The 17,583-nt window shown below is 70.5% G+C and carries 4 protein-coding genes; 2 read left to right on the top strand and 2 right to left on the bottom strand.

The window, feature by feature from the left end; all coding sequences use genetic code 11:
* Nucleotides 1-59 precede the first annotated feature (59 nt).
* Both MRAB57_RS21345 and MRAB57_RS21350 read left to right on the top strand, forming a co-directional pair.
* Nucleotides 60-12,557, top strand: coding sequence for a type I polyketide synthase (locus MRAB57_RS21345; RefSeq protein WP_077089111.1), 12,498 nt, complete (start codon nt 60-62; stop codon nt 12,555-12,557).
* 7 nt (nt 12,558-12,564) lie between these two features.
* Nucleotides 12,565-15,162: a sugar epimerase family protein gene (locus MRAB57_RS21350; RefSeq protein ID WP_077089112.1), complete on the top strand. Its 2,598-nt coding sequence runs from the start codon at nt 12,565-12,567 to the stop codon at nt 15,160-15,162.
* On the opposite strand, the gene MRAB57_RS21355 is transcribed toward MRAB57_RS21350, so the two are convergent.
* Together MRAB57_RS21355 and MRAB57_RS21360 are read right to left on the bottom strand one after the other, a co-directional pair.
* Nucleotides 15,159-16,385: a cytochrome P450 gene (locus MRAB57_RS21355; protein WP_077089113.1), complete on the bottom strand. Its 1,227-nt coding sequence runs from the start codon at nt 16,383-16,385 to the stop codon at nt 15,159-15,161. The genes MRAB57_RS21350 and MRAB57_RS21355 overlap by 4 nt on opposite strands.
* Entirely contained in the window at nt 16,382-17,572 is a 1,191-nt protein-coding gene (locus MRAB57_RS21360) for a cytochrome P450 (RefSeq protein WP_077089114.1), read from the bottom strand. The genes MRAB57_RS21355 and MRAB57_RS21360 overlap by 4 nt, the downstream gene beginning before the upstream one ends.
* Between the last annotated feature and the right edge of the window lie 11 nt (nt 17,573-17,583).

Below are 17,583 nucleotides of genomic sequence, written 5' to 3' on the forward strand. Positions count from 1 at the left end.
TACCGTGACTCGGCATCCGGTAGCTGAAGACGGCCAAAATTAGGCGAGGGGCAGAGACGGTGGATCAACTCCAGCACGCGACCGAAGCGCTGCGAAAGGCGCTGGTCCAGGTTGAGCGCCTGAAGCGCACCAACCGTGCGCTGCTGGAGCGGTCCAGCGAGCCGATCGCGATCGTCGGCATGTCGTGCCGGTTCCCCGGCGGCGTCGACTCCCCCGAGGGCCTGTGGCAGATGGTGGCCGACGGCCGCGATGTGATTTCGGAGTTTCCCGCCGATCGTGGCTGGGAGCTGGGCGGGCTGTTCGACCCAGACCCCGACGCCCGGCACAAGACGTACGCCCGCACCGGCGGCTTCGTGGACGGGGTCGCGGACTTCGACCCGGCGTTCTTCGGTATCCCGCCCAGCGAGGCGCTGGCGATGGACCCTCAGCACCGGATGCTGCTGGAGCTGTCCTGGGAGGCGCTGGAGCGGGGCGGCATCGACCCCGGCGGGCTGCGCGGCAGCGCCACCGGCGTCTTCGCGGGGCTCATCGTGCAGGGCTACGGGATGCTCGCCGAGGAGATCGAGGGCTACCGGCTCACCGGCATGACCTCCAGCGTCGCCTCGGGCCGCGTCTCCTACGTGCTGGGCTTGGAGGGCCCAGCCGTGTCGGTGGACACGGCCTGCTCGTCGTCGTTGGTGGCATTGCACATGGCGGTGCAGTCGCTGCGTTCGGGCGAGTGCGACCTGGCGCTGGCCGGCGGTGCGACGGTCAACGCCACTCCCACCGTCTTCATCGAGTTCAGCCGGCACCGCGGCCTCGCGCCCGACGGCCGGTGCAAGGCCTACGCCGGGGCGGCCGACGGGGTCGGCTGGTCCGAGGGCGGGGCCATGCTGGTCGTGGAGCGGTTGTCGGACGCGCGACGGCTCGGGCATCCGGTGCTGGCGCTGGTGCGCGGCTCGGCGGTCAACCAGGACGGCGCGTCCAACGGGCTGACCGCGCCCAACGGCCCGTCGCAACAGCGCGTGGTGCGCGCGGCGCTGGCCAACGCCGGACTGAACGCCACCGAGGTCGACGTCGTCGAGGGCCACGGCACCGGGACGACGCTGGGCGACCCGATCGAGGCCCAGGCGCTGTTGGCGACCTACGGGCAGGACCGGACCGAGCCGCTGTGGCTGGGGTCGATCAAGTCGAACATGGGACACACGCAGGCCGCCGCAGGCGTCGCCGGCGTGATCAAGATGGTGCAGGCGATGCGCCACGAAACCTTGCCCGCGACACTGCATGTCGACGCGCCCAGCCCGCACGTGGACTGGTCGGCGGGATCGGTGTCGTTGCTGACCGAGGCGCGGCCGTGGCCCGCCGCCGACGGCCGCTCGCGCCGGGCGGGAGTGTCCTCGTTCGGGATCAGCGGCACCAACGCGCACATAATCGTGGAGTCCGTCCCTGAAGTCGAGCCCCAGGAAGCCGGCCCGGCGCCTGCGGTGCTGCCGTGGGTGGTGTCAGCAAAGTCGAACTCCGCCTTGACATCTCAGGCCGCTCGCCTGGCGGCGCACGTGCGTGCCCACGGCGATGTGGACGCCGCCGACGTCGCGTGGTCGCTGGCGGGCCGGACGAACTTCGAGCACCGGGCGGTGGTGGTCGCCCCCGATCGCGACGGGCTGCTGGCCGGGCTGGACGATCTGGCCGGCGAGGCGCTGACCGCCTCGGTGATCCGGGGCGCCGCCGCACCCGCGGGCAAGACCGTGTTCGTGTATCCCGGTCAGGGCTCCCAGTGGGTGGGCATGGGCATCGAATTGCTCGACACCGCACCGGCATTCGCGCAGCAGATGGAAGCGTGCGCGGAGGCGTTCGCGGAATTCGTCGACTGGTCGCTGATCGACGTGCTGCGCGGCGCGCCCGACGCACCGGGCCTGGATCGCGTCGACGTCGTGCAGCCGGTGCTGTTTGCGGTGATGGTGTCGCTGACCGAGCTGTGGAAGTCACTCGGGGTGCGCCCGGATGCCGTGATCGGCCACTCGCAGGGCGAAATCGCCGCGGCCTACGTCGCCGGCGCGCTGTCGTTGCGCGACGCCGCGCGGGTGGTGACGCTGCGCAGCAAGCTGCTGACGTCGCTGGCCGGCCCCGGCGGCATGCTGTCCATCGCCTGCAGCACCGAGCGGGCCCGGGAGTTGTTGGCGCCCTACGGCAATCGCGTTAGCATCGCCGCCGTCAACGGCCGTTCGGCCGTCGTCGTGTCCGGCGACGGGGCGGCGCTCGACGAACTCGTCGGCTTCTGCGCCGACCTGGAGCTGCGCACCCGCCGGATCGACGTGGACTACGCGTCGCACTCGGTCGAGGTCGAGGCGATCCGCGGCGAACTCGCCGAGGTTCTCGCCGGCATCGAGCCGCAGTCCTCGCGCACCGCGTTCTTCTCGACGGTCACCGGAAACCGTTTGGACACAGCGGGATTGAACGCCGAATACTGGTACCGCAATATTCGGCAGACCGTGCAGTTCGACCAGGCGGTGCGCAGCGCCTGTGAGCACGGCTATCGCACGTTCATCGAATCCAGCCCGCATCCCGCGTTGATCGCCGGGATCGAGGACACCGCGAACGATTGCACGACGGGCGACAGCGAGGCCATCGTCGTTCCCACCCTGGGCCGCGACGACGGCGGGCTCGACAGATTCCTCACGTCGGCCGCCACCGCGTTCGTGGGGGGCGTCAACGTCGACTGGCGCGGCGCGCTGGACGGCGGCGGGTACGTCGAGCTGCCGACGTATGCCTTTGATCGCCGCCGGTTTTGGCTGTCCGGCGAGGCCATCGTCGCCGACGCCAGCGGCCTCGGCCTGGGAACCAGCGGGCACCCGCTGCTGAACGCGGTCGTGGAACTGCCGGCGTCGGGCGGCGTGCTGCTGACGGGCCGGTTGTCACCCGGCTCGCAGGGCTGGCTGGCCGACCACGCCGTCTCCGGCGTCGTCGTGTTCCCCGGCTCCGGGTTCGTGGAGTTGGCGATCCGCGCCGGTGACGAGGTCGGTTGCCCGACCGTCGACGAACTGACGTTGCAAGCGCCATTGATGTTGCCCGCCAAGGATTCCGGGGCCGGATCGGTCGCAGTGCAGGTCGTGGTGGGGCCCGCCGAGGAATCCGGCCAGCGCAGCGTGTCGATCTTCTCGCGTGCCGACTCCGGCCCCGGCTGGGTCTGCCACGCCGAGGGCGCCCTGAGCCCGGGATCGGTCGAGCCCGTCGCGGAACTGTCGGCGTGGCCACCGGCCGGAGCGATCGCGGCCGACGTCGCGGACGGCTACGACCAGTTGGCCGCGCGCGGGTATGGCTACGGCCCCGCGTTCCAGGGGCTCAGTGCGGTCTGGCTGCGCGGCGACGACGTGTTCGCCGAGGTGCGGCTGCCCGATGCGGCGGGGAGCGTCAACGGCTTCGGCGTGCACCCGGCCCTGCTCGACGCGGCCATGCACGCGTTGGTGATCGGCTCCCACGCCGCCGGGCAGGCCGACGAAGTGGTACTGCCGTTCTCGTGGCAGGGCGTGTCGCTGCATGCCGCGGGCGCATCCGCGGTACGTGCGCGCCTCGCGCCCGCCGGCCCGTCGAGCGTGTCCATCGAGCTTGCCGACGGCCTGGGATTGCCGGTGTTGTCGGTGCGGGCGATGGTCGCCCGTCCCGTTAGCGAGCAGCAGCTGCGCGCTGCGGTTTCGAGCTCCGGCCCGGACCGGCTGTTCGAGGTCGTGTGGGCGCCCGCGCCGGCCGCCGCAGCCACCGCCGCGCTCCCGGCGCACGAGCTGTTCGAATCCGCTGCGGCCGAAGACGATGCGGTCGCCGGATCCTATGAGCGCACGCACGGGGCACTCGCCGCCGTGCAGTCCTGGCTCACCGGGCAGGACACTGGCGTGCTGGTCGTCGCGACGCGCGGGGCAATGGGATTGGCGGGGGAGGACGTCACCGACTTGGCCGGCGCGGCGGTCTGGGGGCTGGTGCGCTCGGCGCAGACCGAGCATCCCGGCCGCATCGTGCTGGTGGATTCCGATGTGGCCCTTGACGATAGCGCGATTGCGGCCGTGCTGGCCGCTGGTGAGCCCCAGGCGTTGCTGCGCGGCGGCCAGGTCTACACGGCGCGAGTCCACGGCAGCCGCGCGGTCGACGGCATCATGACGCCGCCCGCCGACGGACCCTGGCGGCTGGGCATCGACACCGCGGGCACCTTCGAAAACCTGCAACTGCAGCCGGTTCCCAACGCCGGCGCCGCCCTGGAGCCGGGTCAGGTTCGGGTGGCGCTTCGCGCCATCGCGACGAACTTCCGCGATGTCATGATCACCCTGGGCATGTTCACCCACGAGGCCCTGCTCGGCGGCGAGGGCGCCGGCGTCGTGACCGAGGTCGGCCCGGACGTCACCGAATTCGCCGTCGGCGACTCGGTATACGGCTTCTTCCCCGACGGCAGCGGCACCCTGGTGCCCGGCGATGTGCGCCTGCTGCAGCACAAGCCCGCCGATTGGTCCTACGCCGAAGCCGCAGGCATCTCGGCGGTGTTCACCACCGCATACATGGCGTTCATCCACCTCGCCGACGTCAAGCCGGGACAGCGGGTGTTGGTGCATGCCGCGGCCGGCGGCGTGGGCATGGCGGCCGTGCAGTTGGGCAGGCACCTGGGCCTGGAGGTGTTCGCGACCGCGAGCCGCGGCAAGTGGGACACCCTGCGGGCCATGGGCTTTGACGACGACCACATCGGCGATTCGCGGACCCTGGACTTCGAGGAGAAGTTCCGGACGGTCACCGGCGGGCGCGGCATGGACGTGGTGCTCGACTCGCTGGCCGGCGAATTCGTCGACGCCTCACTGCGACTGGTCGCCCCCGGTGGCTGGTTCCTGGAAATGGGCAAGACCGACATTCGCAACCCCGACGCGGTGGCCCAGGAATACTCCGGTGTGCGCTACCGCGCCTTCGACCTCTTCGAGCCCGGCCGTCCCCGGATGCACCAATGGATGATCGAGCTCGCCGGGCTGTTCGAGGCCGGGGTGCTGAAGCCATTGCCGGTCACCACGTTTGACGTGCGACGCGGGCGCTCCGCGTTGCGGTACCTGAGCCAGGCCCGCCACACCGGCAAGGTCGTGATGACCCTGCCGTCGGGGCTGGCATCCGGCACCGTGCTGATCACCGGCGGCACCGGCATGGCGGGCTCGACGTTGGCCCGCCACCTGGTGACTCACCACGGTGTGCGGGACCTGCTGCTGCTCAGCCGCCGCGGCCCGGACGCGCCGGGCGCGAGCGAGCTCGTCGCCGAGTTGCAATCCGCCGGTGCGACGGTGCGGGCGGTCGCGTGCGACGCCGCCGACCGCGATGCGCTGGCGCAGGTGATCGCCGAGGCGTCGGCGCGCGGGCCGCTGTCGGGTGTCGTCCACGCCGCCGGCGTGCTCGACGACGCGACGGTCACATCGCTGACGCCAGAGCGCATCGATGCGGTGCTGCGGGCCAAGATCGACGCGGCGTGGAACCTGCACGAACTGACCCGCGACCTGGATCTGTCCGCCTTCGTGATGTTTTCGTCGATGGCCGGGCTGATCGGCTCGTCGGGCCAGGGCAACTACGGCGCGGCCAACTCGTTCCTCGACGGGCTTGCGGCGCACCGGCGGGCGAACCGCCTGCCCGCGATCTCACTGGCGTGGGGGCTGTGGGACCAGGCCAGTGACATGACCGGCGGACTGGACGACGCCGGTCGCGCGCGGCTGGGCCGCGACGGCATCCTGGCGCTGTCCTCGGACGAGGCCATGGAATTGTTCGACACCGCACTGATCGTGGACGAACCGTTCCTGGCGCCCGCCCGCATCGACCTGGGTGCGCTGCGCGCCCACGCGGTGGCGATCCCGCCGATGTTCACCGACCTGGTCAACGCACCGACCCGCCGCCGGGTCGACGACTCGCTGGCGGCGGCCAAGTCGAAATCCGCTCTGGCGCATCGCCTGCAGGGCCTGCCCGAGGCGGAGCAGCACGCCGTGCTGCTTGACCTGGTGCGCTCGCACATCGCCACCGTGCTGGGCAACATCAGCGCCGAGGCGATCGACCCGGACAAGGCGTTCCAGGAGTTGGGCTTTGACTCGCTGACTGCGGTCGAAATGCGTAACCGGCTCAAAACCGCCACCGGACTGGCCCTTTCACCCACCCTCATCTTCGATTACCCGACGCCCAACGGCCTGGCCACCTACATGCGCACCGAGCTGGCCGGGGTGCCACAGGAAGTCAAGCAGGTCAACGTCGTTCGCGTCACCGACGACGATCCGATCGTGATCGTCGGCATGTCGTGCCGCTACCCGGGCGGGGTGAATTCTCCCGAAGACCTCTGGAACATGCTGACCGAGGGCCGCGACGTGCTCACCGAATTCCCGAGCGATCGCGGCTGGAACCTGGCCGGGCTGTACAACGCCGATCCCGACGTCCCCGGCTCGTGCTACACCCGCACCGGCGGCTTCGTCGACGGTGTCGCCGACTTCGACTCCGCCTTCTTCGGCATCGCGCCCAGCGAGGCGCTGGCGATGGACCCGCAGCAGCGGATGTTCCTGGAGCTGTCGTGGGAAGCCTTGGAGCGGTCCGGGATTGAACCCGGCAGCCTGCGCGGCAGCGCCACCGGTGTGTTCGCCGGGGTGTACACGCAGGGCTACGGCATCGGCGCCCCGCCGGCGGCCGAGGGCTTCCGGCTGACCGGCCAATCATCGAGCGTCGCGTCCGGCCGCATCTCGTATGTGCTGGGGCTGGAGGGCCCCGCCGTGTCGGTGGACACGGCGTGCTCGTCGTCGTTGGTGGCGCTGCACATGGCGGCGCAGTCGCTGCGTTCGGGCGAATGCGACCTGGCGCTGGCGGGCGGTGTCACCGTCAACGCGACACCCGACATCTTCGTCGAATTCAGCCGCATGCGCGGATTGTCGGTGGACGGACGGTGCAAGGCGTACGCCGGAGCGGCCGACGGCACGGGATTCTCCGAGGGCGGCGGCATGCTCGTCGTGGAGCGGTTGTCGGACGCGCAGCGGCTCGGGCACCCGGTGCTGGCCGTCGTGCGTGGTTCGGCGATCAACCAGGATGGTGCGTCCAACGGGTTGACCGCCCCCAACGGGCCGTCGCAGCAGCGGGTGGTGCGCGCGGCGCTGGCCAACGCCGGCCTGTCCGCCACCGAAGTCGACGTGGTCGAAGGCCACGGCACCGGAACCACCCTCGGCGATCCCATTGAGGCCCAGGCGTTGTTGGCGACCTATGGGCAGGGACGCAGCGAGCCGCTGTGGCTGGGCTCGATCAAGTCGAACATCGGTCACACGCAGGCGGCCGCCGGTGTCGCCGGCGTGATCAAGATGGTCCTGTCGATGCGCCACGAGATGCTGCCCGCGACATTGCATGTCGACGAGCCCAGCCCGCATGTGGATTGGTCGATGGGGTCGGTGTCGCTGCTGACCGAGCCGCACCCCTGGCCGTCGCAGGGCGGCCTGCGCCGCGCGGGCGTGTCCTCGTTCGGGATCAGCGGCACCAACGCGCACGTCATCGTCGAGGCGCCACCCGCCGGGTCGGAGACCGTGGCGGACCGTCCGGCGGTGCCGGTTGCGCCCTGGCCGCTGTCGGCGAAGTCGGCGGTGTCGTTGCGGTCTCAGGCCGCGCGGCTGGCGGAATACCTGCGCGCCCACGACGATCTGGCCCTCGCCGACGTCGGCTGGTCGTTGGCGGCCCGGTCGAGCTTCGAGCATCGCGCGGTCCTCGTCGGTGACGGCCGCGACAGCCTGCTGAGCGGGCTGGACGAGCTGGCCGGAGACGACCTGGCCGGGTCGGTCATTCGCGGCACGGCCACCCCCGGCGGCAAGACCGTCTTCGTCTTCCCGGGCCAGGGCTCCCAATTACTCGGCATGGGAAGCGAATTGCACGCCGCGTACCCGGTGTTCGCCGAGGCGTTTGACGCCGTGCTGGCCGAGCTGGATCAGCACCTGCTGCGGCCCCTGCGCGACGTCATCTGGGGCCAGGACGAAAACCTATTGCACACCACCGAATTCGCGCAGCCCGCGCTGTTCGCGGTGGAGGTTGCGTTGTTCCGGCTGCTCGAGTCCTGGGGTGTGCACCCCGACTTCGTGCTGGGCCACTCGATCGGGGAGCTGTCGGCCGCGCACGTCGCCGGTGTGCTGTCGCTGAAGAACGCCGCGGTTCTGGTGGCCGCCCGGGGCCGATTCATGCAGGCGCTGCCCTCGGGCGGCGCGATGGTCGCCGTCCAGGCCACCGAAGACGAGGTGCGGCCGCTGCTGGTGCCCTTCCAACAAGACCAGGTGGGCATCGCCGCGGTCAACGGGCCGGCGTCGGTGGTGATTTCGGGGACCGAGGACGCGGTGCTGGCTATCGCGGATCGGCTGCGCGCCGACGGTCGTCGCGTGCACCGGCTCGCGGTCTCGCACGCGTTCCACTCGCCGTTGATGGACGCGATGATCGACGAATTCGGCACGGTGGCGGCCGGGCTCACCGTCGCCAAGCCGGTCATCCCGGTCGTGTCGAACGTGACCGGGCAGCTGGCCGCGGACGACTTCGGGACAGCGGCGTATTGGAAGCGCCACGTTCGCGAGGCGGTCCGATTCGCCGACAGCGTGCGCTTCGTGCACGCGGCCGGGGGCAGCCGGTTCCTCGAGGTCGGGCCGAGCAGCGGCCTGACGGCGTCCATCGAGGAGCTACTGGCCTTCGAAGAGTCGGCAGCGGCGGTGACGACGATGTCCGCGCTGCGCAAGGACCGCCCGGAGCCCCTCGCCCTGACCGACGCCCTCGCGCGTGGGTTCGTCGCCGGCATGGACGTCGACTGGCGCGGGGCGCTCGGAACGGCCAGCTTCATCGAGCTGCCCACGTATGCCTTTGAGCGGCGGCGCTTTTGGCTCTCCGGCGACGGCGCGCCGGCCGATGCGGCCGGGCTGGGCCTGGCCGCCGGCGAACACGCTCTGCTCGGCGCCGTAGTGGACCTACCCGCTTCCGGCGGTGTGGTGCTCACCGGCCGGTTGTCACCGGCCACGCAGGGCTGGTTGAACGATCACGCCGTCGGTGGCGTCGTGCTGTTCCCGGGTGCGGGATTTGTCGAGTTGGCGATCCGCGCCGGCGACGAGGTGGGCTGCGGAGTCGTCGACGAGCTGAACCTCGCGGCGCCACTGGTATTTCCCGCCGGCGGGTCGGTCGCCGTCCAGGTCGTGGTCGGCGGTGCCGACGACTCGGGCACCCGCGCGGTGTCCGTCTTCTCGCGGGCCGACGCGGGGTCCGGCTGGCTGTTGCACGCCGAGGGCGTGCTGAACACGGGGTCGATCCAGCCGAGCACCGATCTGTCGGCCTGGCCGCCGGTCGGAGCGGTCCCGGTCGATATCGGCGACGGGTACGAGCAACTGGCCGAGCGCGGATACGACTACGGGCCGGCGTTCCGCGGCCTGACGTCGATGTGGCGTCGTGGCGACGAGGTGTTCGCCGAGGTGACCCTGCCCGCTGACGCCGGGGTTTCGGTGTCCGGGTTCGGGGTTCACCCCGTGATGCTGGACGCGGCACTGCACGCGGTGATGCTGGCCTCGGACAGCGACGAGCTGCCGCCGGGCTCGATGCTGGTGCCGTTCTCCTGGCAACAGGTCTCGCTGCACGCCGCGGGTGCCGCGGCGGTGCGTGCCCGTATCGTGCCGGTCAGCCCGTCGTCGGTGTCCATCGAGCTGGCCGACGGTTTGGGCCTGCCGGTGCTCTCGGTCGCCTCGATGGTGGCCCGGCCGGTGACCGATCAGCAGCTACTGGCCGCGGTGTCGAGTTCGGGTCCCGATCGGCTTTTCGAGGTCATCTGGTCCGCGCAGCCGGCGGCGGACGTGCAGCCGGTAACGGTAAGCGCCTGGGGGGCAACGGAATCCGACGACGTCGAGGCTGCCGCGGTGCTGTTCGAGTCGGCGCCGGTGGCCGGCGACGTCGTGACCGAGGTGTATGCGGCCACCCGCGCGGTACTGCCGGTGCTGCAGTCGTGGTTGTCCCGCGACCGCGCCGCAACGTTGGTGGTGTCCACCCGGGGCGCGATGGCGCTGCCGGGCGAGGACGTGACCGACCTGGCGGGCGCGGCGGTGTGGGGGCTGGTGCGCTCGGCGCAGACCGAGCATCCCGGCCGCATCGTGCTCGTCGACACCGACGCGCCGCTCGACGGCGAGGCGATAGCGGCGGTGTTGGCGCCCGGCGAGCCGCAGGTGTTGCTGCGCAATGGAACCGTGCACATCGCGCGGGTGCACGGCAGCCGCGCAGTCGGCGGTCTGTTGGTGCCGCCCGACGATGGACCGTGGCGACTGGGCATGAGCAGCTACGGCACCATCGAGAACCTGCGCCTGGAGCGGATTCCGGATGCCGACGCGCCGCTGGGCCCGGGTCGGGTGCGGGTCGCCGTGTCGGCCTTGGCCGCCAACTTCCGTGACGTGATGATCGCGCTGGGCCTCTACCCCGATCCCGAGGCGATCATGGGCATCGAGGCTTCCGGTGTCGTGATCGAAACGGCCTCTGGCGACGGGCGGTTCGCCGTTGGCGACCGCGTGATGGGCCTGTTCCCGGACGGAACCGGGACGATCGCCGTCACCGACCAGCGACTGCTGACCAAGGTGCCGCTCGGCTGGTCGCACACCGCCGCCGCGACGGCATCGGTGGTGTTCGCCACGGCCTGCTACGCGCTGACCGACCTGGCGGCCGTCAAGCCCGGACAGCGGGTGCTGGTGCACGCCGCCGCCGGCGGTGTGGGCATGGCGGCCGTGCAGCTGGCGCGTCACTTCGGCCTGGAGGTGTTCGCGACGGCCAGCCGCGGCAAGTGGGACACCCTGCGGGCCATGGGCTTTGACGACGATCACATCGGCGATTCGCGCAGCCTGGACTTCGAGGAGAAGTTCCGGGCTGCCACCGGCGGGCGTGGTGTGGACGTGGTGCTCGACTCGTTGTCGGGTGATTTCGTCGACGCATCCCTGCGGCTGGTTGCCCCCGGCGGGGTGTTCCTGGAGATGGGGAAGACCGACATCCGCGATGCCGAGGTCGTCGCACGCGACCACGCCGGTGTGCGCTACCGCGCCTTCGATCTGTTCGAGGCCGGGCCCGAGCGCATCCAGCAGATGCTCGACGAGCTGGCGGCGCTGTTCGGTGACGACGTGCTACAGCCGTTGCCGGTCAACAGGTTTGACGTGCGTCGTGCGCCGGCGGCGTTGCGGTACCTGAGCCAGGCGCGCCACGTCGGCAAGGTCGTGATGACCATGCCCGACTCCTGGGTGACCGGCACGGTGCTGATCACCGGCGCGACCGGGATGGCGGGTTCGGCGCTGGCGCGCCACGTGGTGGCCCGCCACGGCGCGCGAAACCTGGTGCTGCTGAGTCGGCGCGGCCTGGATGCGCCGGGCGCCGCGGAGCTGATGACCGAGCTGTCGGCCGCCGGGGCGCAGGTACAGGTGGTGGCCTGTGATGCCGCCGACCGCGAGGCGCTGGCCAAGGTGCTCGCCGACATCCCGGTGCAGCGGCCGCTGTCCGGGGTCATCCACGCCGCCGGTGTGCTCGACGACGCGGTGATCTCGTCGCTGACGCCCGAACGCGTCGACTCCGTGCTGCGCGCCAAGGTCGACGCGGCGTGGAACCTGCACGAGCTGACCCGCGACCTCGACGTCTCGGCGTTCGTCCTGTTCTCGTCGATGGCCGGGCTGGCCGGGGCGTCGGGCCAGGCCAACTACGCGGCCGCCAACTCGTTCCTGGACGGGTTGGCCGTGCACCGCCGCAGGCAGGGGCTCCCGGCGGTATCCCTGGCATGGGGCCTGTGGGATGCGGCCAGCGCCATGACCGGTGCGCTCGGTGCCGCCGACCGGGCCCGCTTCGGCCGCGACGGAATTATCGCGATGTCCTCTGGCGAGGCGCTGGAGCTGATGGACACCGCGCTGATCGTCGACGAGCCGTTCATGCTGCCGGCCCACATCGACCTGGCGGCGCTGCGGGTCAAGTTCGACAGCGGAACCCTGCCGCCGATGTTCGTCGACCTCATCAACGCGCCGACCCGGCGTCAGGTGGACGACTCGCTGGCCGCGGCGAAGTCGAAATCGGCTCTGCTGCAACGCCTCGAGGGACTGCCCGAAGACGAGCAGCAGGCGGTGCTGCTGGATCTGGTGCGCGCGAACATCGCCACGGTGCTGGGCAGCTCGAGCCCCGAGGCCATTGATCCGGACCGGGCGTTCCAGGAACTGGGCTTCGATTCGCTGACCGCCGTCGAGTTGCGCAACCGGCTGAAATCCGCCACCGGGCTACCCCTTTCGCCGACGCTGATCTTCGACTACCCCAACTCCGCGGCGCTGGCCGGCTACATGTACTCCGAACTGGTCGGCACCTCGGAGCAGCAGGCCCCCGCCGCCGCGCCCGGCGAGGCGGACATTCAGCGGGTGGTGGGATCCATCCCGGTCAAGCGACTCCGCCAGGCCGGTGTGCTGGAACTGCTGCTCGCGCTGGCAAGCGAGTCCGAGGGCGCGACTCAGGCCTCGGCGGTGACCACCGAAAAGGACATCGCCGACATGGACCTCGACGCTCTGGTCAACGCGGCGCTGCGCGACGACGACGACGAGTAGGCATGAAGTGAGAATCGCGGTCACCGGGGCCAGCGGCGTGCTCGGCCGCGGCCTCGCCGGCCGGCTGCTCAGCCAAGGCCACGACGTCACGGGCATTGCCCGCCATCGCCCCGAAAGCTGGCCGAGCGCGGCGGATTTCGTCGCGGCGGACATCCGGGACGCGGGCGCCGTCCGGCGCGCCCTGGTCGGCGCGGACGTCGTCGCGCACTGCGCATGGGCGCGCAACTCCGGGCGCGACGACCAGCAGGTCAACATCGATGGCACCCGCAACGTGCTCGACGCGATGGCCGAAACAGGTTCCAGGCGGATCGTTTTCGCGTCGTCGGCCCATGTCTACGGCGGGGGAGAAGCGCCGAAGTCCGAACGCGACGCCACGACTCCGCACGACGCCGAAGGCCGAATGAAGGCCAGGGTCGAACAGCTGCTCGCGGAATCGGGCACGGAGTGGATCGCGATCCGCTCCGCGCTGATCCTCGGCCGCAGCGTCGACAACTGGGTGCGCCGCCTGCTCGCAGTACCGGCGTTTCCTGACCGGTCGGGCGATCGTCGCATGCAGGTCGTCCATCTCGACGACGCGCTCCGCCTCTTCCACCGCGCGGTCGTGGAACCCGGAATCGCCAGCGGCCCGGTCAATCTCGCGGCCCCCGGTGAGCCGACCTTCCGGCAGATCGCCGCAGCGCTGCACCGGCCGGTCGTGCGGCTGGGCCTCGAGCCGGCGGAGCTGCGACTGGTGCGGGACGCTGCGCTGATGGACACCTCGCGGCTGCGCGACGAGTGGGAATTCCGGCCGGCGTGGGAAGCGGGCGAATGCGTCGAGGATTTCGCGCTGGCGGTGCGCGGCCGGGTCACCGTGGGCAAGCGGGTGATCTCGTTGCCGTGGCGGCTGGCCAACATTCAGGACCTGCCCTCGGTCGACGCGCCGAGCAACGACGGCGTCAAGCCCGATTGGGCAGGCGCAGCGGGAGATAACGGCGAGTTCGACACGCCGATCGACCCCCGCTTTCCCACATTTCTGGCCACGAACCTGTCCGAGGCGCTGCCCGGCCCGTTTTCGCCGGCGTCGGCGTCGGCGACGGTGCGCGGACTGCGGGCCAGCGCCGTGTGCGTCGCCGAGCGGTTGCGGCCCGGCGGGATGATCCAGCGCGAGATCGCCATGCGGATGGTCGCCGTGTTCGCCCACCGGCTGTATGGCGCCATCACCACCGCGCACTTCATGGCCGAAACCGTGCCGTTCGTGAAGCCGACGACGGTGGTGAGCAACAGCGGGTTCTTCGGCCCGAGCATGGCCGCCCTGCCGATCTTCGGCGAGGAACGTCCGCACTCCGGCACCGGCCGAATCCGTAAGCAGCTGCGGACCGTCCGCAACATCGGGGTGTTCGGCGTCAACCTGATCGGCCTGTCCGCCGGCGCGCCCCTGGACACCCGCGAATTCGTTGCCGACGTCGATCGCCTGGAACGCCTGACCGACGGCGATCCCACCCGCCTCGACGATCGCCGGCTGCTGAGCCTGATCTCGCTGGCGCGTGACCAGGTGGTGCACGGCTGGGTGCTGGCGGCGGGCTCGTTCCTGCTGTGCGCGGCGTTCAACGTGTTGCTGCGCGGGTTGTGCGGGCGCGACACCGCCGCGCCCGCCGGACCGGAATTGGTCAGCGCGCGTTCGGTCGAGGCGATGCAGCGGTTGGTCGTTGCCGCACAACGTGATCCGAAAGTCGGCGCGCTGCTTGCCGAGCCGGGGGACCGGCTCGACAAGCTGGCCGTCGAGGCGCCGGAATTCCACGCCGCGCTGCTGGCCGAGCTGGCGCTGATCGGCCACCGCGGCCCGGCCGAGCTCGAGATGCGCTCGACCAGCTACGCCGACGATCCCGAGCTGCTGGTCCGGATGGTGACCAGAGCGATGAGCGCGGGACCCGCGGGCCAGCCGCGAGCTCCTCGTATTCCGCTGCGCGCCAAGCCTATTGCGGCCCTGGCCACGCAGCAGCTGCGCGACCGCGAAGTCCGCCGCGACAAGGTGGTGCGGGCGAACTGGGTGCTGCGCAAGCTGCTGCGCGAGTATGGGCGCAGGTCGTTCGAGGCGGGCATCTTCGCCGCCGCCGACGACGTCTTCTATCTGCTTGTCGACGAACTCGATGCGCTTCCAGCGAATGTGGGCGAGGTGGTCGCCCGGCGCCGCGCCGAGCAACGCCGGCTGGTCACGGTGGCGCCGCCGACGGTCTTCAGCGGAAGCTGGCAGCCGACCACGACGTCGTCGGCCGCGCTGGCCAGCGGGGACACCATGCGCGGTGTCGGCGTGTGCGGGGGACGGGTGCGGGGCCGGGTGCGCATCGTGCGACCCGAGACCATCGACGACCTGCAACCCGGCGAGATCCTGGTCGCGGAGGTCACCGACGTTGGGTATACGGCGGCGTTCTGCTACGCCGCGGCCGTCGTCACCGAACTCGGCGGTCCCATGTCGCACGCCGCGGTGGTGGCTCGCGAATTCGGCTTCCCCTGTGTGGTGGACGTCCAGGGAGCCACCAGGGCGCTGCCGTCGGGTGCCCTGATCGAGGTCGACGGCGCGACGGGCGAGATCCATGTGCTGGAGCTTGCCGACGACGCCTTGAGCTAGTCGAACTCCATCTCCAGATCGACCGGCCCGCTCAGGCCCAGCATCGGCTTCCAGCGCGCCGCTGCCACCCGGCGCGGATTGGTCATGCGCCGGGCCAGGACTTTGAGGGCCCCGGCCAGTTCGGTCCGGGCGAGATTCGCGCCGAGGCAATAATGGGCGCCGCCGCCGAACGTCAAAATGGGCGGCGGGTCGTCGCGGGTGATGTCGAACCGATCCGGGTGCGGATAAACCTCCGGATCACAGTTCGCGGCAAAGGTATTCACCGAAATGAAGGTGCCGGCCGGAAATGTGTACTCGGCGAATGTGACGTCGTCGAGGACGGTGCGCAGGGTGGTGCAGACCGCCGGCGAATGGCGCATGCATTCCTCGACGGCCGGCATCGCGAGGTCGGGGTTGTCGCGCAGCATCGCCAGCTGATCGGGGTGATCGCACAGCGCGTGCATGCACGCGGCCAGCTGATTGCGGGTGGTGTCGGTGCCCGCACTCAGGATGCTGAACGCCAGCATGCGCATCTCCGCGTTGCTGAGCCGGTCGCCACCGTCCTGGGCGCGGATCAGTTCGGAGATCAGGTCGTCGGTCAGCCGGCTGCGCCTTTCGGCGATCATGTCGTCGATGTAGGCGTCGAACTCGTCCCACGCGCGCATGACGATGTGCTGCTCGTTCAGCAGGTCGGAGTCGAACCTGACGATCTTGAAAATGTCTTCCGCCCATAGGGAAAACTGCTCCCAGTCCTGGGGAGGCGCGCCCAACAGCGCGCAGATGATCGGGATCGGGTAGGGCCGGGCGATGTCGGTGACGAAATCGCATCGGCCGGCCTCGGCGACGTGATCGATCAATTCGTTGATCACGGTGTCGACGGTGTCTTCCATCCGCGCGGACGCCCGCGGCGTGAAGGCCTTGGACACCAGGCTGCGCAGCCGGCGATGTTCCTCGCCTTCCATGCCCAGGATGGTGCCGAGCACCCGGTCGAACAGTGGGCCGGAGGTGATCCCGCGAGCGGTCATGTGCATACCGGGTGGGAATACGAACCGCGGATCGCGGAGTATCCCGCGGGCGAGTTCGTAGCCGAGCACCTCGGGTCCCAACGGCCCGAGGGCCATCGGCGAGTGCTTTCGCACCTCGTGGATCCGCGGGGCGACCTCGTGCACGGTGTCGGTGAGGTCGTAGTGCAGCGTCGGGAGCCCGGCGTCGAAGACGCTCGGCGCCGCGGTGCCGACGGTCATCGTGTCTCCTTCGGCAGAATCCGCAGCGGGAGCAGCGGCAGCGTGCAGGTCGGGGACGGCCAGGTGATCTCGGGTGAGAATCCCGGTGCGAGCTCGAAATCGGAAATGCGGCTGAGCCATTCGGTCACGACGACGTTCATCTCCATGCGGGCCAGGTGCGAACCCACGCAACGGTGCGGGCCGCCGCCGAAGCCCCAGTGCTTGTGCACCTTGCCGTCCAGCACCAGGTCGTCGCCGGATATCGCGTCGCTGCCATCCCGGTTGATGGCGCCGAGGCACAGCCGCACCCGCGATCCGGCGGGCAACGTGACGCCGGCGACGGTGACCTCCTCGGTCGTCACCCGCGGGACGACGGGGGCGGACGACTCCAGCCGGACGATCTCCTCGACGAAAACGCCGATCTCATCCGGTCTTTCGCGAAGCCTGCCCCGTAACTCGGGCCGCCGCGCCAATTCGAGCATCGCCGCGCCGATGGCCGACGTGACGGTGTCCAGTCCCGCGAGGACGAAAAAGAACGCCATGCCCAGGGCTTCGTCGTCGGTGAGCGCGTCCTGAGAACCGGAGCCGGCGAGCACCTGGGAGAGGACGTCGTCGCCCGGGTCGCGCCGATGCTCGGCGACGGCCTCGGTGAGGTAGGCGAACAGCTCGAGCGCCGGTGTCAGGTCCGGGGTTTCGCCTGCGGCGTTGGGGATGCTCAGCTCGATGATGGCGTCCTTCCAGCCGATCAGCCGTTCACAGTCCCGCAGCGGCAGGCCGAACAGCGTCAGGAAGACTTGCGACGGATACGGAGTCGCGACCTCCGCCATCACCTCGCATTCATCGCGTCCCGCAATCGATTCGATGATGTCGATCGCCTGGGCCTGGATCGACGGCAGGATCGCGGCGAGCGCGTGGGGGCTGAAGAACGGTTGCAGGATCTTCCGGAACCGGGTGTGCTCCGGCGGGTCAAACGCCGCGGGCACCAACGGAAGCGGGCTGCCCACCACCTCGAAGGCCTTCTGCGAGGAGAACACGTTCGGGTTGCGCAGCGCGGCCAGGACGTCTTCGCGGCGGGTCAACGCATACCAGCCGTCGCTCAATACCACCGGGCCGGCGTCCCGCAACGCCGCCCAGCCGACGCCGCGGTCGAGCGCCATCGGCAGATCGTCCAAGTCGAGCTCTGGAATTCCCCGCGGGTCACCAGCCATGCCGTCTCCAA

Origin of the sequence: Mycobacterium rhizamassiliense (genome assembly GCF_900157375.1) — a bacterium.
Lineage (GTDB): Bacteria > Actinomycetota > Actinomycetes > Mycobacteriales > Mycobacteriaceae > Mycobacterium > Mycobacterium rhizamassiliense.

Excerpts from the sequence above, each read along its gene's own strand:
- MRAB57_RS21355 (WP_077089113.1), bottom strand. The coding sequence starts at position 16,385 with ATGACCGTCGGCACCGCGGCGCCGAGCGTCTTCGACGCCGGGCTCCCG.
- MRAB57_RS21360 (WP_077089114.1), bottom strand. The coding sequence starts at position 17,572 with ATGGCTGGTGACCCGCGGGGAATTCCAGAGCTCGACTTGGACGATCTG.